This window comes from Lysobacter sp. BMK333-48F3 (genome assembly GCF_019733395.1).
Lineage (GTDB): Bacteria > Pseudomonadota > Gammaproteobacteria > Xanthomonadales > Xanthomonadaceae > Lysobacter.
In genome coordinates this window covers 4793334-4813373 of record NZ_JAIHOO010000001.1, presented here as the reverse complement: position 1 = coordinate 4813373, position 20040 = coordinate 4793334, and the positions used below count along the sequence as shown (strand labels likewise).

At 70.2% G+C, this 20040-nt stretch carries 15 protein-coding genes; 10 read left to right on the top strand and 5 right to left on the bottom strand.

Features of this window, described 5'->3' with window-relative positions:
• Positions 1-22: 22 nt before the first annotated feature.
• The 8 genes from K4L06_RS20670 to K4L06_RS20635 all read left to right on the top strand — a co-directional run bounded on the left by K4L06_RS20670 (position 23) and on the right by K4L06_RS20635 (position 6483).
• Entirely contained in the window at positions 23-937 is a 915-nt protein-coding gene (locus K4L06_RS20670; protein WP_221673170.1) for a hypothetical protein, read from the top strand.
• A gap of 292 nt (positions 938-1229) precedes the next feature.
• Complete coding sequence (locus tag K4L06_RS20665; RefSeq protein ID WP_221673169.1) at positions 1230-2159, top strand: hypothetical protein; 930 nt, start codon at positions 1230-1232, stop codon at positions 2157-2159.
• Between the two features lie 219 nt (positions 2160-2378).
• Positions 2379-3299: a hypothetical protein gene (locus tag K4L06_RS20660; RefSeq protein ID WP_221673168.1), complete on the top strand. Its 921-nt coding sequence runs from the start codon at positions 2379-2381 to the stop codon at positions 3297-3299.
• Between the two features lie 342 nt (positions 3300-3641).
• Positions 3642-3899, top strand: coding sequence for a 30S ribosomal protein S16 (gene rpsP / locus K4L06_RS20655; protein WP_064750149.1), 258 nt, complete (start codon positions 3642-3644; stop codon positions 3897-3899).
• Between the two features lie 53 nt (positions 3900-3952).
• Entirely contained in the window at positions 3953-4468 is a 516-nt protein-coding gene (gene rimM / locus K4L06_RS20650; protein ID WP_221673167.1) for a ribosome maturation factor RimM, read from the top strand.
• Between the two features lie 88 nt (positions 4469-4556).
• A complete protein-coding gene (gene trmD, locus K4L06_RS20645; RefSeq protein ID WP_221673166.1) occupies positions 4557-5390 on the top strand; it encodes a tRNA (guanosine(37)-N1)-methyltransferase TrmD in 834 nt (277 codons plus the stop codon).
• Positions 5391-5501: 111 nt separating this feature from the next.
• On the top strand, positions 5502-5900 hold the full coding sequence (gene rplS / locus K4L06_RS20640) for a 50S ribosomal protein L19 (protein WP_221673165.1): 399 nt from the start codon (positions 5502-5504) through the stop codon (positions 5898-5900).
• A gap of 217 nt (positions 5901-6117) precedes the next feature.
• Positions 6118-6483, top strand: a complete 366-nt coding sequence (locus tag K4L06_RS20635; protein ID WP_221673164.1) for a hypothetical protein — start codon at positions 6118-6120, stop codon at positions 6481-6483.
• A gap of 49 nt (positions 6484-6532) precedes the next feature.
• Here the strand turns inward: K4L06_RS20635 and K4L06_RS20630 are convergent, their stop codons facing one another.
• Positions 6533-8050 (bottom strand): MATE family efflux transporter, encoded by a 1518-nt coding sequence (locus K4L06_RS20630; RefSeq protein WP_221673163.1) that lies wholly within the window; start codon positions 8048-8050, stop codon positions 6533-6535.
• Between the two features lie 291 nt (positions 8051-8341).
• On the opposite strand from K4L06_RS20630, the gene K4L06_RS20625 reads away from it, so the two are divergent.
• Positions 8342-8761: an RNA-binding S4 domain-containing protein gene (locus K4L06_RS20625; protein WP_221673717.1), complete on the top strand. Its 420-nt coding sequence runs from the start codon at positions 8342-8344 to the stop codon at positions 8759-8761.
• Positions 8762-9494: 733 nt separating this feature from the next.
• Here the strand turns inward: K4L06_RS20625 and K4L06_RS20620 are convergent.
• Both K4L06_RS20620 and katG read right to left on the bottom strand, forming a co-directional pair.
• Positions 9495-10118: a DUF937 domain-containing protein gene (locus K4L06_RS20620; protein WP_221673162.1), complete on the bottom strand. Its 624-nt coding sequence runs from the start codon at positions 10116-10118 to the stop codon at positions 9495-9497.
• 246 nt (positions 10119-10364) lie between these two features.
• Positions 10365-12545 carry a catalase/peroxidase HPI gene (gene katG / locus K4L06_RS20615; RefSeq protein WP_221673161.1) on the bottom strand — a complete coding sequence of 727 codons (2181 nt, stop codon included), beginning with the start codon at positions 12543-12545 and terminating at the stop codon, positions 10365-10367.
• 550 nt (positions 12546-13095) lie between these two features.
• On the opposite strand from katG, the gene K4L06_RS20610 reads away from it, so the two are divergent.
• Positions 13096-13263, top strand: a complete 168-nt coding sequence (locus K4L06_RS20610) for a hypothetical protein (RefSeq protein ID WP_221673160.1) — start codon at positions 13096-13098, stop codon at positions 13261-13263.
• A gap of 28 nt (positions 13264-13291) precedes the next feature.
• On the opposite strand, the gene K4L06_RS20605 is transcribed toward K4L06_RS20610, so the two are convergent.
• Positions 13292-16657, bottom strand: a complete 3366-nt coding sequence (locus K4L06_RS20605; RefSeq protein ID WP_343225792.1) for an AAA family ATPase — start codon at positions 16655-16657, stop codon at positions 13292-13294.
• A 115-nt stretch (positions 16658-16772) separates the two neighbouring features.
• Entirely contained in the window at positions 16773-19388 is a 2616-nt protein-coding gene (gene mutS / locus K4L06_RS20600) for a DNA mismatch repair protein MutS (protein ID WP_221673715.1), read from the bottom strand.
• Positions 19389-20040: the final 652 nt, after the last annotated feature.

The window sequence follows — 20040 nt, the reverse complement described above, 5'->3', positions numbered from 1 at the left end:
ATTTCACTTGGAGATCCAACGCATGATGCAATCCTTTCCCATCCGCGGCGCGCTCGCGCTCGGCTTCGCCGCCGCCGGCCTGTACGGCGCGCCGCAGGCGGCCATGGCCGCTTCCAGCTTCGCCTATGTCAGCGAAACCGGCGACGTGATCGGCGACGGCAAGCGCGGCAGCTACACCGACGCCAACGCCCAGTTCCAACTGCGCGGCACGGCCGCCGAAGCGACGCTCGACATCTCCACCGGCGACAAGGTGTGGACGGTACGCCTGGCGCCGCCGCCCGGCGAGCGGCTGCGGCCGGGGCGTTACTACCTGGCCGAGCATTTCCGCGAGCGGACCGGGCGCGCGGCCGGCGCTTATGTTTCCACCGACCGCAGCTCCTGCACCTATGCCTGGAGTACGGTGCAGATCCGCCAGATCGCGTTCGACAGCAACGGTGCGATCAAGGGTTTGGAGGCGGTGGTCCAGCAGCGCTGCGACCACGATGTGATGCCCTTGCTGACCGTGGCGATGAGCCACAACGTCGCGCCGCTGTCGTTCAAGTTCAAGCGGACCTTCAGCGACCCGGTCAGGACCGTCGATCTGGGCTACGCCGGCGACACGTCGTTGTTCGCGCTGAGCGGAACCGACAGCCTGCTCAGCTACGAGGTCGACGGACGCCAGAACCGTTGGCGTCTGAAACTCACGCCGCCTACCGGTAAGCGCCTGCTCAAGGGCACGTACGCGCTCGCTTCCGTCGCCAGCGCCAATGCCTTGGGCCTGGATATGTATTCGCGTAGCGGCCACCACGCGTTCCTGTGCGAGGGCATGTCCGGCAGCCTGCAGATCAAGGACGTGCGCTACAGCAGCGCCGGCGCGGCGACCGCGCTGTGGGCGGATTTCGAGTACCGCTGCGCGGACGGCGACGCAGTGCGCGGCGTCATCCGCCACAAACTCTGACCGGCCCTGGCTCTCGGTCGAAGGCCGGCGCGGACGCGCCGGCCTTTTTTTGTGCCTGATCGAAAACGGCGCGCGAGCAGCAACCGCGCTTCGCATCGAAGCCGACGGTCGCCGACGAGCGGGTGAGCGGTTCTCGGCCAGCGAGACCCGCGCAGCCGATCCTATGCATGCACGACGCGGATCACCGGCCTTCGCGCCCATCGCAGGCAAGGCCGCGCCTCTTCCCGCCGTCGTCGCGCAGCCGCATGCACTCGCCGCCATCGCGCGGCGCACACACACGGAGGTCGTACGCATGGCTTTGAAGCAGCGCAGTTCCCGCAGTTCCCGCAATTCCCGTCTGGCCGGCGCGTTCGCGCTGGCCCTGATCGGCGTCGCCGCCGCGCCGGCCGCCGCCGCCGATGCCTTGTACTCCTACGTCAGCCAGGCCGGCGATTACATCGGCGCCGGCCAGTCCAAGGTCTACACCCACGCCGATTCGACCATCACCGTGTCCGGCAACGCCCAAGCCTTGTCGATGAACGTGCGCTCCGGAGTCGACAACTGGCACATCGACCTGGCCGCGCCGCAGGGGCAGAAGTTCCAGCGCGGCCGTTACTACTATGCCGAGCGCTCGGCGTTCCGCACCGGCCTGTCGCCGGGCATCGACATCGGCGGCAACGGCCGCGGCTGCAACGAGACCTGGGGCTCGGTCTACATCCAGCAGATCGAGTTCGACGCCAACGGCGCGGTGACCGCGCTGGAGGCCACCGCGTTGCAGCGCTGCGAGCGCGAGACCGCGCCGCTGTTGGCGGGCGTGCTGCGCTACAACGTGCAACCGCTGGCGCTGAGCCTGGACAGCGACGTCGGCGACTACATCGGCGGCGGGATCAAGAAGAGCTACGCCGGCGACACCAGCATCTTCCTGCTGCAGGGCAACAACCGCTATTTCAGTTATGCCGCTTCGGGCCAGCGCGACGACTGGATGGCCTTCGTGCAGGCGCCGACCGGCAAGACCCTGGCGCCGGGCACGTACCCGATCGCGCGGTTCGCCGACACCACCCGGATGGGCTTCGACTTCGGCGGCAACGGCCGCGGCTGCAACCGGATTTCCGGCACCGCGACGATCAAGCAGATCCAGTCCGACCCGGTCACCGGCCTGGTGACCCAGCTGCTGATGGATTTCGAACAGCATTGCGAGGCCGGCAGCACCGCCTTGCGCGGCACCATCCGCTACAAGGCCTGAGCCCGTGCGGTCGCGGCGGCGCAAGCCGCCGCGACCGTTGCGGATCGCTTCGCCATTCGGCGGCGGCCGGCGGCGCGGCGGCTCTCGCCTAGGGAGGCGTGGCACGCATCGACGGACGCGGCGATCGACGCCTTCGTCCGCCCACAGATCCGGCGCCGCGCGCCGGGCCCTCATGGAAGAAACGGGCGCCTGCAGCGGCGCCGGGAGCGACAAGGTCCTATGAAACACTCCACTTTTGCCCGTTGGGCGCGCCGCGGCGGCGCGCCGATCCTGGCCGCGGCCTGCGCCGCGGTCGCGCCGTCCGCGATCGCGGCGACGGTGTTCTCCTACACCAGCCAGCCCGGCGATCCGGTCGGCCTGGGCGAGTCGCAGGTCTATACCGAGGCCGACTCGACGCTGAGCTTCAGCGGCGACTCGCGTCACGCCATCTTGCGCGTCGAGCGCGGCAACGACAGTTGGTACGTCTCGCTCGGCGCGCCGCTGGAGCAGACGTTCGGGGTGCGGCGCTTTTACGACGCCGAAAGTCCGACCAGGCGCACCGGTCGCGCGCCCTACGTACATATGGACAACAACGGCCGCCGCTGCGCCGAGTTGTGGGGCGAGATCCACGTCCAGCAACTGCGCACCGATGAGGAAGACCGCATCGTCGCCTTCGAGGCCACCGTGCTGCAGCGTTGCGGCGCGGCCTCGGCGCCGGTGCTGGCGGCGGTGATCCGGCACAACGTCGAGCCGCTGTCGCTGCGCCTGCAGGCCGATCCGGGCGACTACGTCGGCCAGGGCATCGACAAGGCCTATGCCGGCGACAGCAGCGTGTTCCAGCTTTGGGGCAATCGCGACGGAGCGCGTTACAGCGCCAGCGGCCAGCACGACTTCTGGAGCGCCGAGTTGTCGCCGCCGACCGGCACCGCGCTGCAGGTCGGCAGCTATCCGATCGCCGAAGCGCCCGACGCGGCCCATGCCGGGTTTCGCTTCGAACGCCCGGAGCGCCGCTGCCCGCGGATCTCAGGCGGCCGCCTGGAGATCAAATCGGTCCGTTTCGATCCGGCCAGCGGCGAGATGACCGGCCTGCACGCCGAATTCGTCCAGCACTGCGAGGGCGCCAGCGAAGCTTTGCGCGGCACCATCCGCTACCAAGCCTGAGCCGTCGCCCGCGAGGGGGCGGGCGACGGGGCGCCGGTCCCCTCGGGGGGGGCGGCGCAAGGGCGGGGCAACAGACCCGCCCGGCCGGCATCGAGGGAGCGAGCCGGCCAGCGAGACCCGGCAGGGCGGGCGCCAGGGACGGCGGTCGCGGCCGGGCGTGGATTGGGGAGGCCGGGCAGGGACGCCCGGCGCTCCGGGCGCTGCGGGGCTTGCGGGGCGGGCGTCCGGGAGGAGCCGACGGCCCCCGAGACCCGGGCTGGTTTGCTCAAGCCCTCGAATCGGTTAGACTTTCCGACTTACCCCGTCATTCCGACGGCTGGGCAACACAGGAAAGCAACCCTCATGGTCAAGATCCGACTGACCCGCGGCGGCGCCAAGAAGCGTCCGTTCTACCACATCATCGTTACCGACAGCCGCAGCGCCCGCGACGGCCGCAACATTGAGCGCGTCGGTTTCTACAACCCGGTGGCCGCCGGCAACGAAAAGCGCGTCGAGCTCGACCTCGAGCGCGTCAAGCACTGGGTCTCCAAGGGCGCCCAGCTGACCGACAAGGTCGCCGACCTGTACAAGCAGGCCGCCAAGGCCGCTCCGGCCGCCTGATCCGGCGGGCCGCGCACCGATCCGTTCGGCACGCGCGGCCCGACCTTCGCATCATGAGCGATACGACGCGCCGCATCCTGTTGGGCAGGGTGCTCGGCGCTTTCGGCATTCGCGGCGAAGTCAAGCTCGAGTCCTGGACCGAGCCGCGCGCCGCGATCTTCCGCTATCAGCCCTGGACCGTACGCGACCCGCAAGGGCGCGAAAGCGAGTTGTCCGGGGTGCGCGGGCGCGAAAGCGGCAAGTACCTGATCGCCACCTTCCCCGACGTGACCGACCGCAATGCGGTCGAGGCCATGCGCGGGACCGAAATCTACGTGCCGCGTTCGGCCCTGCCGCCGCCCAAGCCGGGCGAGTACTACTGGGTCGACCTGGAAGGCCTGCGCGTGGTCACCACCGAAGGCGTGTCGCTGGGCACCGTCTCGCATCTGTTCGCGACCGGCGCCAACGACGTGCTGGTCGCGCGCGACGACGAACGCGAGCGCATGATCCCGTTCGTGATCCCGCAGTACGTGCTGTCGGTCGATTTCGAGGCCAATCTGGTCACGGTCGATTGGGATCCGGAGTTCTAGCAGCCGGTGCGCAGGAATGAGGAGCGAGCGAAAGCGCTCGCTCCGCTCTTGCTCGCTACTCACTCCTCTCCACTCATTTCCTGGCCCCATGCGCATCGACCTGATCAGCCTGTTCCCCGAATTCGTCGCCCAGTGCGCCGCGTTCGGCGTGGTCGGGCGGGCCGGCGAGCGCGGGCTGTTGGCGCTGCACGGCTGGAATCCGCGCGATTACGCCGAGGGCAACTACCGCCGGGTCGACGACCGTCCGTTCGGCGGCGGCCCGGGCATGGTCATGCTGATCGAACCGCTGCGGGCGGCGATCCGCGCCGCGCGCGCCGCCGATCCGGCGCCGGCGCGGGTGATCTATCTGAGCCCGCAGGGCGCGCGCCTGGACCAGGCCAAGGTGCGCGAACTGGCCGGGCACGAACGGCTGATCCTGCTGTGCGGCCGCTACGAGGGCGTCGACGAGCGGCTGATCCAGGCCGAGGTCGACGAGGAACTGTCGATCGGCGACTACGTCCTGTCCGGCGGCGAGCTGGCCGCGGCGGTGGTGGTCGACGCGGTCGCGCGGCTGCAGGAGGGCGCGCTCAACGACGCCGAGTCCGCGGTCCAGGACAGCTTCGAGGACGGCCTGCTGGACTGCCCACACTACACTCGCCCGGTCGAGCACGAACTGGGCTCGGTGCCGGCGGTGCTGATGTCGGGCAACCACGCCCTGATCGCCAAGTGGCGGCGCCAGCAGGCGCTGGGCCGGACCTGGCAGCGCCGCCCGGACCTGCTCGACGAGGCCGCCTTGTCCAAGGCCGACCGCCAGTTGCTCGCCGCTTACCGGGCCGAACTGGCCGCCCAGGCCGCCGCCGGGGCGGCCGAAACCGTTTCCACGCCCGATCCGGCTGTCGCGGCCGGCGGCGAGACCGGCCGGGATTCGGGCGCCAGCGCCTGAGCCCTAGCCATCCGGGAAAAAACGCCGCTATAATTAACCGCTTAGCTGTACCCATGCCATGACGCGGGTCCACGTGCACTCGCGCAACAACTAATCCAACAGGCCGCACCCATGAACAAGCCGTCGATCCACACCCTGCTGCAGAATTTCGAAGCCGAACAGGTCCAGCGCCAGCTGCCCGACTTCAGCCCCGGCGACACCGTCGTCGTCAACGTGAAGGTCAAAGAAGGCAACCGCGAGCGCGTCCAGGCCTACGAAGGCGTGGTCATCGCCAAGAAGAACGCCGGCCTGAACTCCTCGTTCACCGTGCGCAAGATCTCGCACGGCTTCGGCGTCGAGCGCGTGTTCCAGACCCACAGCGCCGTGATCGATTCGGTCAACGTCAAGCGCCGCGGCAAGGTCCGTTCGGGCAAGCTGTACTACCTGCGCGGCCTGGAAGGCAAGAAGGCTCGCATCAAGGAAGATCTGGCCGCCTACGCGCGCGCCAAGAACGCGCCGGCCGCCGAGTAATCGTCGTCGTCGAGCCTGCGCCGCGCGCATCGCGCGGCGCCCGCAACGGCCGCCTTCGGGCGGCCGTTCGCGTTTGCGGCCGGCGCCGGCCCGCACAGCCCCCTGCGGCGGCCGCCGCGCGGCGCTGTGCGCGGAGCGCGGTTCGCGCTAGATTCCCGACGCGGCCTGTGCGCCCGCACCGTTCGCCATCACGCCGCCCCCGCGGCAGGAGCGCATCGTGAATCCGGGTCTGTCCGAAGGCGACATCTGCACCTATCTGCGCAGCGACGGCGTGTGGGGGTTCTTCTGGGTGCAGCGCATCGACGCGCTGGCCGACGGCCGCGACGCCCTGTCGCTGCGCAAGTTCGCCGTGCACGCCCGCGACGAGGTGCTGCGCGAGCACCTGGACGACGTGCGCGAACTCAAGAGCAAGCCGCTGCAAGGCCACTTCCCGATCGTCGGCACGCGCGTGGCCGAAGTCGAGCCGCGGGTGATCGGCTCGATGCCGGTGAGCGAGGCCGACCTGGAGGGCTATCGGATCTGGCGCGCCGCCTACGAGCAGGGCGAGGCCGGGGTGTTCACCGTGGCGCTGGAAGAGATCTGAGTCCGCACCGGCTGCGCTCGGTTCCGGCGCGACCGGGCGGGCTGCGTTGTCAGTCGGCCTTGGCCGGCGCGGCGACGGGCTCGGCCTGGTCGGGACAGGCATCGGCGACCGGCGCCGGCGGCTGCGCCGGCACCTCCGCCGGCGCGGCGATCGTCTGCGCGGCGACCGGTGCGGCGATGCGTTCGGGCGCGGCCATCATCCGCGCCTTGCGCCAGCCGCCCCAGCGGTAATAGGCGATCGACATCAGCATCGAGCACAGCGCGCTGACCGGGAAGCTCCACCACAGCGCGTCGGTGCCGAGCACCGGCTGCAGCCAGGTCGCGAACGGCACCCGGATGCCCCACAGGGCGAAGCCGAGGATCAGCAGCGGCGGAATCACCGCGCCGGTGGCGCGGACCACGCCGGAGATCACGAAGCTGACGCCGAAGAACAGGAACGACCACACCGATATATGGTTGAGGTGGCGGGCGATCTCGAACGAGGCGCTGCCCTCGGGCAGGAACAACGCCAGGGTGTAGCGGTCGAGCAGGATCAGCGGCGCGATCAGCGCGCCGGTCATCAGGAAGTTGAACATCGTGCCGGTGCGCGCCGCCGCGCCGACCCGGTCCCAGCGTCCGGCGCCGACGCTCTGCGCGGCGATCGACGAGCAGGCCGCGCCGATCGCCATCGCCGGCATCTGCACATAGGTCCACAGTTGCAGCGCGGCGCCGTAGCCGGCGGCGGTGGCGGTGCCGTGGGCGTTGACCAGCGAGATCATCGCGATCATCGCCAGCGAGATCAGCACCATCTGCAGGCCCATCGGCACGCCCTTGACGATCAGCGCGCGCAGCACTTCGGCGTCGATCTTGAGCAGGTGCGCGTCCTGCCGGCCCAGCCACAGCACGTGGCGCTTGCGCCGCAGGTGCAGCAGCATCGCCGCCAGGCTCACGCCCTGGGCGAAGAAGGTCGAGGCCGCCGAGCCGGCGATGCCCAGCGCCGGCACCGGTCCCCAGCCGAAGATCAGCAAGGGGTTGAGGGCGATGTCCAGCACTACCGACAACAGCAGGAAGCGGAACGGCGTGCGCGAATCGCCGGCGCCGCGCAAGGCCGCGGAGATGAAGGCGAAGGCGTACAGGAACGGCATCGACAGGAAGATCACCCGCAGGTACTGCTCGGCCAGCGGCAACGCCGCGGCCGGCGTGCCCATCGCGCGCAGCACCGGGTCGGCGAGGAACCAGCCGGCGGCGGCGATCAGCGCCGACAGGCCGATGAAGAAACTGGCGCTGGTGCCCATGATCCGGCGCGCGCGGGCGAGGTCGCGCGCGCCGGTGGCCTGGCCGATCAGGATCGTCGCGGCCATGCCGATGCCGAAGATCGAGCCGATCAGGAAGAACATGATGTTGTTGGCGTTCGCGGTCGCGGTCAGCGCGGCTTCGCCGAGGTAGCGTCCGACCCAGATCGAGTTGATCGAGCCGTTGAGCGATTGCGCCGCGTTGCCGGCCATGATCGGCAGCGCGAACGAGATCATGGTGCGGCCGATCGGGCCTTCGGTCAGCAGATGGCTGCCGCGGGCGGGGCTGGTGGACATGGGGCGGTCCGGGCGGGGATGCGCAAGTATGCCGCCATCGCGGTGAGCGGACCGTGGCCGCAGGCGCGGCTGCAGGGTATCCAGCGCCTTCGCGTTGCCATCGGCGTGTCGGCGGTCGTCCGCGCGTGCGCATCGCGCCTGTCCGCGCGCGGAGGCGCGAGCGGCGCAGACGGGCCTGCATGCGCGAGCGAGCGCGGAAGCCGCCGCTCCGCTTGCCGGTCGTCCGCCGCTGCGCGCCTGCGGTCGCGTTTCCGCTGTCCGGCAACGGTCGCGGTGGTATCGTTCGCGACGATGAGCGACCAGCACGATTCCAAAGTCGCGCCGCAGGCGTCGGTCCGTCTGGACCTGTGGCTGTGGGCGGCCCGTTTCTTCAAGACCCGCAGTCTTGCGCGGCAGGCGGTGGAGACCGGCAAGGTCGACGTCGGCGGCCAGCGCGCCAAGGCCTCGCGCGCGGTGCGCGTCGGCGATGCGATGCGGGTGGCGCGCGGCGAAGAAGTCTTCGAGATCGTCGTGCTCGGCCTCAGCGACACCCGCGGCCCGGCCAGCATCGCGCAGACGCTGTACTCCGAAAGCGAGGCTTCGCGCCTGGCCCGCGAGCAGGCGCGCGCGCTGCGTGCGGCCGAGCGCACCGGCTATCGCGCGCCGGAGACCAAACCGGACAAGCGCGCGCGGCGATTGATCCGTGCGTTGGGCGATATCGATGCGACCTGAGGCCTGATTCGCCGCGCCTGCCGTTTGCCTGCGGACTCCCCAGACGCCATGCCCGCGAAGGCGGAAATCTAGCGAAACCTCCATCCGTCATCCACGCGAAGATGAGGGGCCAGCGAAACCCCAAGCCGTCATCCCCGCGAAGGCGGGGATCCAGAGGCTTCAGCGTCATGTCGCGATAAAGCCCCGGGTATTCGGCCACCCGAAGTGAAGCGGAGCGCGCTTCCGCGGGAACGATGCTAGGTAGGTTTCGTCGCGTCGCCCGTTCGCCTGCTCACTTCCCGGACGTCATGCCCGCGTAGGCGGGCATCCAGAGACTTCAGAGTCCTGTCGCGATAGAGCCCTGGGTTCCCGCTTCCGCGGGAACGACGGTAGGTAGGTTTCGTCGCGCTGCCCGTTCGCCTGCGAACTTTCCAGCCGTCATCCCAGCGAAGGCGGGCATCCAGAGGCTTCATAGTCCTGTCGCGATGACGCCCTGGCTATTCGGCTACGCCGAAGTGAAGCGGAGCCCGCCTTCGTGGGAACGACGGTAGGGGGTACGACGGAATCCGCGTCGCCTCGGGCTTGCCTGCGAACTTCCCAGCCGTCATCTCCGCGAAAGCGGGGATCCAGAGCCTTCAGCGTCATGCCTGGATCGTGCTGCGATGGCGTCCGGCCCCCGCTGCCCCGAACACGTGAACGGCCGCACCAGGCGGCCGTTCGGCTGACTCCGGCGCGGGCGCCGGAGCAGGGGGACTCAGCGCTTGCCGCCGAGCAGATTGCCGCCGATCTTGAGCAGGTCGCCGAGGCCGAGCTGGCCGTCGCCGTCCTGGTCGAGCACCGCGCCGAGCAGGCCGCCGGTGGCGTCCTGCTGCTGGATGCGCTGATGCTCCTGGCCCAGCACCTGGCCAAGCTGCTGCGGCGAGGCCGCGGCCTGGTTGCCGCCGGAGAGCATGCGCTGGGCGAGGTAGGACAGCACGATCGGGGCGAGGATCTTCAGCAGGGTATTGGCCTGGCTGCCGCCGAGCCCGGTGCTCTGGCCCAGGCCCTGCGCCGCGGCTTCTTCGCGGCCGCCGAAGATGTGGCCGAGGATGCCGGCGCCGTCGGTCTGGCGGTTGCTGGCGCCGCCGAGCACCGCGCCGAGCACGCCGCCCAGGTCCAGGCCGCCGCCACCGGCGTGATCGCGCTGCAGGGCGCCGAACAGCGCTTCCGCGCCCTGCGGCTGGCTGGCGTTGCGGCCGAGCGCGCCGAGCAACAGCGGCAGCGCCGCGCCGACCGCGTTCTGGGTCTGCGGCCCCGACAGGCCGAGCTGGCTGCTCAGCTGCGCGAGCGGCTGGCCCTGGAGTTGATTGAGTAGATCGTCGGTCAGCGAAGCGCTCATCGGGGTCGTCCGTTGCAAGGAACCAAGATGCTAGCGTCGGCCGGTGAGCTTGAGGTGAGATTCGCGGGTTTTTTTCGCAGGCACATTAGCCCGCCGATGGACGGCATTTGACGACGATGGATGGCGTTCGCGTCGGCACAAAAAAACGCCGCCCGGCCGGAGCCGGGCGGCGGAGGTCGCGGGCACGGCCCCGCGACGGGGAGGCGTTGCGGGCGCGGCAGTCGCGCCCGCAGCGGTGCGGCCCGATCAGGCCAGTTCGAAACGGTCCGCGTTCATCACCTTGTGCCAGGCGGCGGCGAAGTCGTGCACGAACTTCTCCTTGGCGTCGCTGCTGGCGTAGACCTCGGCCAAGGCGCGCAACTGCGAGTGCGAACCGAACACCAGGTCGACCCGGGTCGCGGTCCACTTCAGTTCGCCGCTCTTGCGGTCGCGGCCTTCGAAGCTGTCCTTGGCGTCGGAGGTCGCCTTCCACACTGTGCCCATGTCGAGCAGGTTGACGAAGAAGTCGTTGCTCAGGGTGTCGGCGCGATGGGTGAACACGCCGTGCCGGCTCTGTCCGGCGTTGGCGCCGAGCACGCGCAGGCCGCCGACCAGCACGGTCAGTTCCGGCGCGCTGAGGTTGAGCAACTGCGCCTTGTCGACCAGCAGCGATTCGGCGCTGGCGCCGAACGAGCCGCGCAGGTAATTGCGGAAGCCGTCGGCGACCGGTTCGAGCACGGCGAAGGACTCGACGTCGGTCTGCTCCTGCGAAGCGTCGGTGCGGCCAGGGGTGAAGGGCAGCTTGACCGCGACGCCGGCGTTCTTGGCCGCCTGCTCGACGCCGGCGGCGCCGGCCAGCACGATCAGGTCGGCCAGCGAGACCTTCTTGCCGCCGTTTTGCCCGGCGTTGAAGTCGCGCTGGATGCCTTCCAACGCCGCCAGCACCTGGGCCAATTGCGCCGGCTGGTTGACCTCCCAGTCCTTCTGCGGCGCCAGGCGGATGCGCGCGCCGTTGGCGCCGCCGCGCTTGTCGGAGCCGCGGAAGGTCGAGGCCGACGCCCAGGCAGCGGAAACCAGGTGCGAGACCGGCAGGCCGGAAGCGAGGATCTTGTCCTTCAGCGCGGCGATGTCCTGTTCGTCGATCAGCGGATGGTCGACGGCCGGCACCGGGTCCTGCCAGATCAGCGCTTCGGCCGGCACTTCCGGACCGAGGTAGCGCGCGCGCGGGCCCATGTCGCGATGGGTCAGCTTGAACCAGGCGCGGGCGAAGGCGTCGGCGAGCTGGTCCGGGTTGGCCAGGAAGCGGCGCGAGATCTTTTCGTAGGCCGGGTCGAAGCGCAGCGACAGGTCGGTGGTCAGCATGGCCGGCGCGCGGCGCTTGTTCGGGTCGTGCGCGTCGGGAATGCTGTCGGCGCCGGCGCCGTCCTTCGCGATCCACTGGTGCGCGCCGGCGGGGCTCTTGCTCAACTCCCATTCGTAGCCGAACAGGTTCTCGAAGAACTGGTTGCTCCACTGCGTCGGCGTGCTGGTCCAGGTCACTTCCAGGCCGCTGGTGATGGCGTCGCCGCCGAGGCCGCTGCCGTAGCTGCTGGCCCAGCCCAGGCCTTGCTGTTCGAGTTCGCCGCCTTCCGGCTCGCGGCCGACGTGCGATTCGGGGCCGGCGCCGTGGGTCTTGCCGAAGGTGTGGCCGCCGGCGATCAGGGCCACGGTTTCCTCGTCGTCCATCGCCATGCGGGCGAAGGTTTCGCGGATGTCGCGCGCGGCGGCGATCGGGTCGGGGTTGCCGTTGGGGCCCTGCGGATTGACGTAGATCAGGCCCATCTGCACCGCGCCGAGCGGGTTTTCCAGGACCCGGTCGCCGCTGTAGCGCTTGTCGCCGAGCCAGGTGGTTTCGGCGCCCCAGTAGACGTGCTCTTCGGGTTCCCACACGTCAGCGCGGCCGCCGGCGAAGCCGAAGGTCTTGAAGCCCATCGACTCCAGGGCGACGTTGCCGGCCAGGATCATCAGGTCGGCCCAGGAGATCTTGTTGCCGTACTTCTGCTTGATCGGCCACAGCAGGCGGCGCGCCTTGTCCAGGTTGCCGTTGTCCGGCCAGCTGTTGAGCGGGGCGAAACGCTGCTGGCCGGCGCCGGCGCCGCCGCGGCCGTCGGAGATGCGGTAGGTGCCGGCGCTATGCCAGGCCATGCGGATGAACAACGGGCCGTAGTGGCCGAAGTCGGCCGGCCACCACTCCTGCGAGTCGGTCATCAGGGCGTGCAGGTCCTGCTTCAGCGCGGCCAGGTCCAGGCTCTTGAACGCTGCGGCGTAATCGAAGTCCTCGCCCATCGGATCGGACTGCGTGCCTTGCTGGTGCAGCATCTTGAGGCTGAGTTGGTTCGGCCACCAGTCGCGGTTGGAGGTGCCGCCGCCGGCGGCGTGATTGAACGGGCATTTGCTTTCGGTCGACATGGGGTTGGCCTTTGACGGTGAAGGGGCGACGGTTGCGATGCTTGAAGCGGACGCCGGCGAGCGGGCGGCAGGCCGCGCTCGCGGTTTTTCTAGGAAGGGGGAGGGAGCACGGCGAGGGGCGCGGCTTGGACGCGTTTGGCTGCAACGCAGCAGGCACCGGCGGCAGGGGCCGGGTTCGGCGCAGACGCAAGTTGTTCGTCCTGCTGGCTCATCGCTGGCGGTCCGTGTCTCGGGGGACAACGGGACGATAGGTCGGCGCGATCTCGATGTGAAATCGATCCTTTCGACGTATCCGATAGGGCTTGGCTATGGATCGCCGCGCCGGCCGGAATTCGCCGTCGGGCGATGATGCGAGCGCCGCGTTTGCGGCGATGTGACCGCGCGCGGGAAACGCGGCGCCGCGTCGTCGGCGCAGGCCGCGCAATCGGTCGCGGATCGCGGGACCGCGGCTGCCGATACTGGCGCGGGCGCCAGCCGGCGTCCGACCCTGTCTAAGGAGAGATGAGGAACGAAGCGTATCGATGCGACCCGCGCGGCGTTCGTCGCGCTGGTGTTCGGGCTGGGCTTCGGCGCCACCGCGTTGGCCTACGACCCCTATTGCTACAGCACCTGCCAGGAACTGATGAACGACTGCCGCGCGCAGGTACCGCCGGGCGGCAGCAGCGCCCATTGCAGCCGCGCCTATCGGGAATGCCTGGCCGGTTGCGAAGCCGGCTGATGCACCGGCGCGGCGCCGCCGGCGCGGCTCAACCGCTCTGGATCACGTCGAACTCGCCGCCGAGCACGCGGTCCAGGCGCCCGCTGCGCCAGCCGCGCACGCCGTCGCGGACCAGCGGCGAGGGCGCGTGGCGGTAGCGGCGGACGATGCGCCGTTCGCCGTCGCCGGCCGGCTGCGGCGAGCGCGCGCGGCCGGGCAGGTCGGGCGTCACCTGCACCGACAGCGAGACCCGCTGGGTCGCGCCTTCGTCCTGCTCTTCGTAGACATGCAGGCCGGATTCGTCCTGCAACAGGTCGTAGGCGCCGAAGCCGCTGACCGCCAGCCAGGCGCGGCAGCGCTCGGGATCCTGGCGCAGCACTTCGACCCGCATGTTGCGCCGTTGCGCCCAGGCCAGGTACATGCCGAGCAGGCGCTGCCACCACAGCCGCAGATCGGCGCCGTGGCGCTGTTGCGCGGCCGCGTCGGCGTCGATCTCCAGCAGCGCGTCCTGCGGCCCGTGCGCGCGCAGCGCGGCGACCGCCGGGTCGAGCAGGAACAGCAACTGGGCCAGGCGGCCGGCGAATTCGTCGTTGCCGCCGTCCTGCTCCAGGCGCCGGTGCAGGCGGCGTGCGGTGTCCAGCGCGCTCTCGATGCGGTCGCGGCGTTCGATCCGGTCGAGCACGCCGTGGCGGTCCGGCGCCGACCAGAACTCGGCCTGGGCCATGCGCGCGTAGTCGGCGTCGCGGGCGGCGCTCCAGTCGCCGCCGTCGACTTCGCCTTCCAGGTTCTGCAGATGCGCGTCCAGCCGTGCCGCGGCCTCGGCGTTCGCCGCCGGCGTGTACACCAGGTCGCGCAGATCGCCGACCGCTGCGCCCGCCCCGGCGTCGCGCGCGGCCTCGACGGCCGGCGCGGACGCGTCGGGGTCGATGAACTGCACCTCCAGGCGGTCGCCGGCGCTGCGCACGAACAGGAACTGGTCGCCCTGCGGCGCGCGGTGCTCGACGATGCTGCGCGCCAGCGGCGCCAGCAGGTAGTGCTCGATCGCCCGGCGCAAGGGGCGCGCGCCCAAGTCCGGGGTGAAACCGCGGTCGAGCAGGAATTCGATCGCCGAGGGCTCCCATTCCACCGCCCAGTCGCGGTTGCGCAGGCCGCGCCGGGTCAGCACGCGCTTGAGTTCCTTGTGCAGGATCTCGCGCATCAGGCTGCGGTCGAGCGGGTTGAACAGCACCACCCGGTCGAGGCGGTTGATGAACTCGCGGCGGAAGGTGTCGAACAGCGCCTTCTCGACCGCGTCGCGCGAGTAGCCGCCGCGTACCGCGGTGAAGCCCGGGCCGGCGCTGCGCGAGATGGTCGAGCCGACGTTGCTGGTCAGGATGATGATGCTGTGGCGGAAGTCGGCGCTATGGCCGCTGCGGTCGCTGAGGCGGGCATCGTCGAACACCTGCAGGAACAAGTCCCAGACCTTGGGGTGGGCCTTCTCGAATTCGTCCAGCAGCACCACCGAGAACGGCTGCTCGCGGATCCGCGCGGTCAGCGAGCGCACGCCGCCGCTGCCGCCGCCGTCGTCGGCGGTCAGGCGCCAGGCCGAGTCCTCGGACTGGAACTCGCTCATGTCCAGGCGCAGCAGGCGCTCGTCGCTGCCGAACAGCAACTCGCCCAGGGCCTTGGCCAGCTCGGTCTTGCCGGTGCCGGTGGGGCCGGCGAACAGGAACACGCCGATCGGCCGGGCGCTGTCGATCAAACCCGCCTTGAGCAGGGCGATGCGGTCGAGCAGGGCGTCGACGGCTTCGTCCTGGCCGAGCACGCGCTGGCGGAAGAACCCGCGCAAACGCTCCAGGTCCAGGCTCTGGCGGTCGTCGACGATGTCCAGGGGCAGGCCGCTGCGTTCGGCGACCGTCGCCAGCAGGCGTTCGCCGTCCAGCGGCAGCGCCGGCGGCTGTTGGCTCAGCGCGCCCTGCAGGGCGTCGCCGAGCAGGCGCAGCAGGCGGCCGGGTTCCTGCTGCTCGGGGAAATACTGCGCGGCCATGCGTCCGGCTTCGGCCAGCAGCCGCTCGTCGGCGACTTGGCGGCCCAGGCGCTCGCTTTCCAGCCGCGCCCATTCGCCGGCGAGCGGCGCCAGCGCGGCCGGATCCGGCGGCGCCAGTTGCAGCAGTTCGAAGTGGTGCTTGAGCACCGGGCGCGCGACCAGCAGTTCGGCCAGCTGGCGCGGCGTCAGTTCGCCGATCATCCGCAACTGGCCGCGCTCGATCGCCGGCAGCACCAGGTCGAGCAGGCCGCGCGGGTCGCGCGAATGCGCGCCCTTGGCCAGCAGGTCGAAGAATTCCGGCGCGCGCCACAGCGCGCGGCGGCGGTCGAGCACGGCGAGCATCTCGCGCACGCGGCCTTCGAGCTCGCCGATGTAGCTCTGCCCGGACAGCACTTCCGCCGCCGAGGCCTCGAACACCAGCCAGCCGTCGCGCTGCAGGCTTTCGACCAGCAGGTCGACCAGCACGGTCTTGCCGACCCCGTGTTCGCCGACCACCAGCACCGAGCCGCGGTCGTCGCCGTCGAAGGACTCGCGCAGGCGCTGCAATTGCTGCGCCAGCGCTTCGTGGACGATGCGCAGGCCCGGCTTGGGACTGGGATCGACCCGGCCGAAGGCGCCGAGCACGCGGCTCTCGCGGCGCGCGCCGGCGACCCGGTCGAGCCGGTCCAGCAAGGGTTGCAGCAGCGGCGACTGGAAACGCTGCAGCAGTTCGCGCAATTGCCCGGCCTGCTGTTCGTCGAGTTCGTCCAGGCCCTCGGGCGCCGGCGCCGGCGGGAACGCGCCGGCCCATTGCAGGTAGTCGCGCAGTTGCTGGCGGGTCGGGGCGAAATCCCACCACCAGGCCTGGGCCTGCCGCATCAGCCGCGGCAACAGATGGGCGTCGGGCTGCTGGCGTAGGTGTTCGAGCAGGAAGTGCAGCGGGTAGCCGCCGAACTGGCCGGCGTGGTCGATCGCCGCCTCCAGCGCTACGTCGGGGCGGTGCGGCAGGGCCTTGGCGACCATCGACTGCAGCACGTAGCCGCTGCCGTTGAGATGGCGCAGCAGTTCCTCGGCGCTGAAGGCGTCGCTGGCGAGCAACTCGGCGCCCTGGTGGAATTCGGGCAGGGCGATCAGGTCCTGCGGCCGCTGGATGCGCTCGTCGACCGCGTCGATGCGGCGGATCAGGGCGAACAGCCGTTCCTGCGCGGTGTCCTCGCCGGCCTGGGCGGGCGGCGCGGCGGGCTCGTCGTCCTGGTCTGCGCCGGTGTCGGCGACGGCGACGGTCTGGCCGGCGGCGTGCGCGTCGTCGTCGCCCGTCTGCGTTTGCGCAGATGAAGTCGCCGCCGGCCGATAGAGGCGGGCGAGAATCAGGCCGGCGACCACGCCGACCACGAATAGCAAGGCTTCCACGAGCGCTCCGGTGTCCGTTCCGGGCGACAGTGTAGCGGCGGCCGCGCAGGGGCGACTGCGAAACGCTGCGGCGAAACCGCGCCCGGACCGAAGCCGGGCGCGGCGTCGGCGCCGGTCAGCTCAACGCCTTGATCCGGTACAACGCTTCCAGCGCCTGCTTCGGGGTCAGCTCGTCCGGGTCGATCGCGGCCAGCGCGTCGAGCGCGGCCGAGGACGGCGCGAACAGGCCGAACTGCTGCGGCGCGTCGAGCGCGGCCTGGGCGAAGGACGGCTTGGGCGTATCGCGGCCCTGCTGCTCCAGTTCGGCCAGGCGCCCGCGCGCCTGCTTGACCACCGCCTTGGGCAGGCCGGCCAGCGCCGCGACCTGCAGGCCGAAACTGCGGTCGGCCGGGCCGTCCTTGACCGCGTGCATGAACACCAGTTGCTCGCCGCCGTTCTTGTCGTGATGTTCGACCGCGTCGAGGTGGACGTTGGCGATGCCGTTGCCCGGCTCGGCCAATGCGGTCAGCTCGAAGTAGTGGGTGGCGAACAGGGTGTAGGCGCGGTTGTGGTGGGCGAGGTGGCGCGCGCAGGCCTCGGCCAGGGCCAAGCCGTCGTAGGTCGAAGTGCCGCGGCCGATTTCGTCCATCAGCACCAGCGAACAGTCGGTGGCGTGGTGGAGGATGTAGCTGGTCTCGCTCATCTCGACCATGAAGGTCGACTGGCCGCGGGCGAGGTCGTCGCCGGCGCCGATGCGGGTCAGGATGCGGTCGATCGGGCCGATCGTCGCCCGCGCCGCCGGGACGAAGCTGCCGATGTGGGCCAGCAGCACGATCAGCGCGTTCTGGCGCATGTAGGTCGACTTACCGCCCATGTTCGGGCCGGTGATGACCAGCATGCGGCGGCCGTTGGCCTCGTCGAGGATCAGGTCGTTGGGCTCGAACGGTTCCTTGCGCACCGCCTCGACCACCGGGTGGCGGCCGCGCTCGATGCGCAGGCCGGGCTGCTCGCTGAGTTCGGGTTGCGACCAGTCTAGGCTGGCGGCGCGTTCGGCGAAGCCGCACAGCACGTCCAGCTCGGACAGCGCCGCGGCGCAGCGCTTGAGCGGCTCCAGGCGTTCGTTGAGCGCGTCCAGCAACTGTTCGTACAGCAGCCGCTCGCGCGACAGCGCGCGTTCGCGCGCCGACAGCACCTTGTCCTCGAATTGCTTGAGTTCTTCGGTGATGTAGCGCTCGGCGTTGCTCAGGGTCTGGCGGCGGGTGTAATGGGTCGGCGCCTTGTCGGCCTGGGCCTTGCTGACTTCCAGGTAATAGCCGTGGACGCGGTTGTAGCCGACCTTCAGGGTCGGGATGCCGCTGCTGGCGCGTTCGCGCGCTTCCAGGTCGACCAGGAACTGGTCGGCGTTGGTCGACAGGGTGCGCAGCTCGTCCAGCTCGGCGTCGTAGCCGGTGGCGAACACGCCGCCGTCGCGCGCCAGCACCGGCGGCTGGGTCACGATCGCCTGCGCGAGCAGGTGTGCATGCTCGTCGTGCTCGCCCAGTTCGGCGCACAGCGCGGCCAGGCGCGGCGCGTCCAGCGGCGCCAGCAGGCCGCGCACGTCCGGCAACAGGCCCAGGCCGTCGCGCAGGGTCGACAGGTCGCGCGGGCGCGCGCTGCGCAGGGCGATGCGCGAGAGGATCCGTTCCAGGTCGCCGAGCGCGCGGAAGCGTTCGCGGACATCGTCGCCGGCGCGCGATTCGATCAGCGTCGCCACCGCCTGGTGGCGATGGCGCAGCGCGTCGCGGTCGCGCAGCGGACGGTGCAGCCAGCGCCGCAGCAGGCGCCCGCCCATCGGCGTGACCGTGCTGTCGAGCACGCCGAGCAGGGTGGTGCGGCTGTCGCCGTCGATGCGGCTGTCCAGTTCCAGATGGCGTCGGGTGGCGGCGTTCATCGCGATCGCGCCGTCGCCGGACTCGATCGCGATCGAAGTCAGGTGCGGCAGGCGCTGCTTCTGGGTTTCCTCGACATAGCCCAGCAGCGCCGCGGCCGCGGCGATCGCCAGCGGCTTGTCTTCCAGGCCGAAACCGGACAGGTCGTGCAGGCCGAAGAAACGCAGCAACTGGCGCCGGCCGCTGTCGGCGTCGAACAGCCACGGCGGCCGCCGGCGCATGCCCGGGCGCTCGGCCACGAACGGCGCCCAGCCGTCCTCGTCGGCGATCAGCAGCTCGGCCGGCTCCAGCCGCGCCAGCTCGGCCTCCAGCGCGTCCTCGCTGGCGACTTCGTTGACCAGGAAACGGCCGGCGGCCAGGTCGGCCCAGGCCACGCCGTAACCGTGCTTGCCGCGCGCCACCGCCAGCAGCAGGGTGTCGCGGCGCTCGTTGAGCAGGGCCTCGTCGGTCACCGTGCCCGGCGTGATGATCCGCACCACCTTGCGCTCGACGATGCCCTTGGCCAGCGCCGGGTCGCCGATCTGCTCGCAGATCGCCACCGATTCGCCCAGCGCGACCAGGCGCGCCAGATAGCCCTCGGCCGAATGGTGCGGCACCCCGGCCATCGGAATCGGCTGTCCGGCCGAAGCGCCGCGCTGGGTCAGGGTGATGTCGAGCAAGCGCGCGGCCTTGCGCGCGTCGTCGTAGAACAGCTCGTAGAAATCGCCCATGCGGAAAAACAGCAATACGTCCGGGTGCTCCGCCTTGGCGGCGAAGAACTGGCGCATCAGCGGGGTGTGTTCTTCGGACCCCTTGCCCGAGCTGGCTTTCTGGCTTTTTTGCATTTGATTCAAGGTTTTATGGTTCTTCAGTTCAGCGCAATGCGGCAAGTATGAACAACTAGGGTCGGCCAAGCACGCCGCCGTGTGGCGCCGGTGCCGTGGCAACGCTGGGATGACGGCAGGGACTCGGAAGCTGCACAGGGGAAGCAAACGGGCCCGGAAATTGGCGCTTACGGCCGCTGCGGTCAAGGAACAACGCTATGTCGCCCGGATCCCGTCGTTGGTGGCAGGGACGAGATCGCCAATTTTGCCCTGAATGCGAAGCGGAAGCGCTAGGTAATCTCCGACAGCCGCCAAGATGGCCCGGTGGGATTTGGCGTCACGGTCAACCGCATCAACATGATTTACGTCCTCCGACGCCGACTGGGGCGAGGGGATGAAGCCAAAGATCAGCGACTGCCGGACTTGCCGCTGGTCCTGGCGCGATCCGCCCGGGACGGTCGCCCGGACCGATCGCGGGATTACCCAGGTGGGGTTCGATGGGGAGCTCTACCTGCAGTCCCCGAGCCGTGGTCGAAGTGAAGGGGCTGCCAGGCCAACTGCCCGCAGACCTGGGGTCTGCGCAAAGCGTGGCGCGGCTCACCTGTCAGTGATTGGCCAACCCTTGGAAAACAAAGGGTTGAGCCGTCTCAGGCCTCGCGAAACTGGCCCTGCA

Coding starts and splice junctions, on each gene's coding strand:
- K4L06_RS20620 (WP_221673162.1), bottom strand. CDS start 10,118: ATGAGCGCTTCGCTGACCGACGATCTACTCAATCAACTCCAGGGCCAG.
- trmD (WP_221673166.1), top strand. CDS start 4,557: ATGCGCATCGACCTGATCAGCCTGTTCCCCGAATTCGTCGCCCAGTGC.
- rpsP (WP_064750149.1), top strand. CDS start 3,642: ATGGTCAAGATCCGACTGACCCGCGGCGGCGCCAAGAAGCGTCCGTTC.
- rplS (WP_221673165.1), top strand. CDS start 5,502: ATGAACAAGCCGTCGATCCACACCCTGCTGCAGAATTTCGAAGCCGAA.
- K4L06_RS20625 (WP_221673717.1), top strand. CDS start 8,342: ATGAGCGACCAGCACGATTCCAAAGTCGCGCCGCAGGCGTCGGTCCGT.
- rimM (WP_221673167.1), top strand. CDS start 3,953: ATGAGCGATACGACGCGCCGCATCCTGTTGGGCAGGGTGCTCGGCGCT.
- mutS (WP_221673715.1), bottom strand. CDS start 19,388: ATGCAAAAAAGCCAGAAAGCCAGCTCGGGCAAGGGGTCCGAAGAACAC.
- K4L06_RS20660 (WP_221673168.1), top strand. CDS start 2,379: ATGAAACACTCCACTTTTGCCCGTTGGGCGCGCCGCGGCGGCGCGCCG.
- katG (WP_221673161.1), bottom strand. CDS start 12,545: ATGTCGACCGAAAGCAAATGCCCGTTCAATCACGCCGCCGGCGGCGGC.
- K4L06_RS20665 (WP_221673169.1), top strand. CDS start 1,230: ATGGCTTTGAAGCAGCGCAGTTCCCGCAGTTCCCGCAATTCCCGTCTG.
- K4L06_RS20670 (WP_221673170.1), top strand. CDS start 23: ATGATGCAATCCTTTCCCATCCGCGGCGCGCTCGCGCTCGGCTTCGCC.
- K4L06_RS20630 (WP_221673163.1), bottom strand. CDS start 8,050: ATGTCCACCAGCCCCGCCCGCGGCAGCCATCTGCTGACCGAAGGCCCG.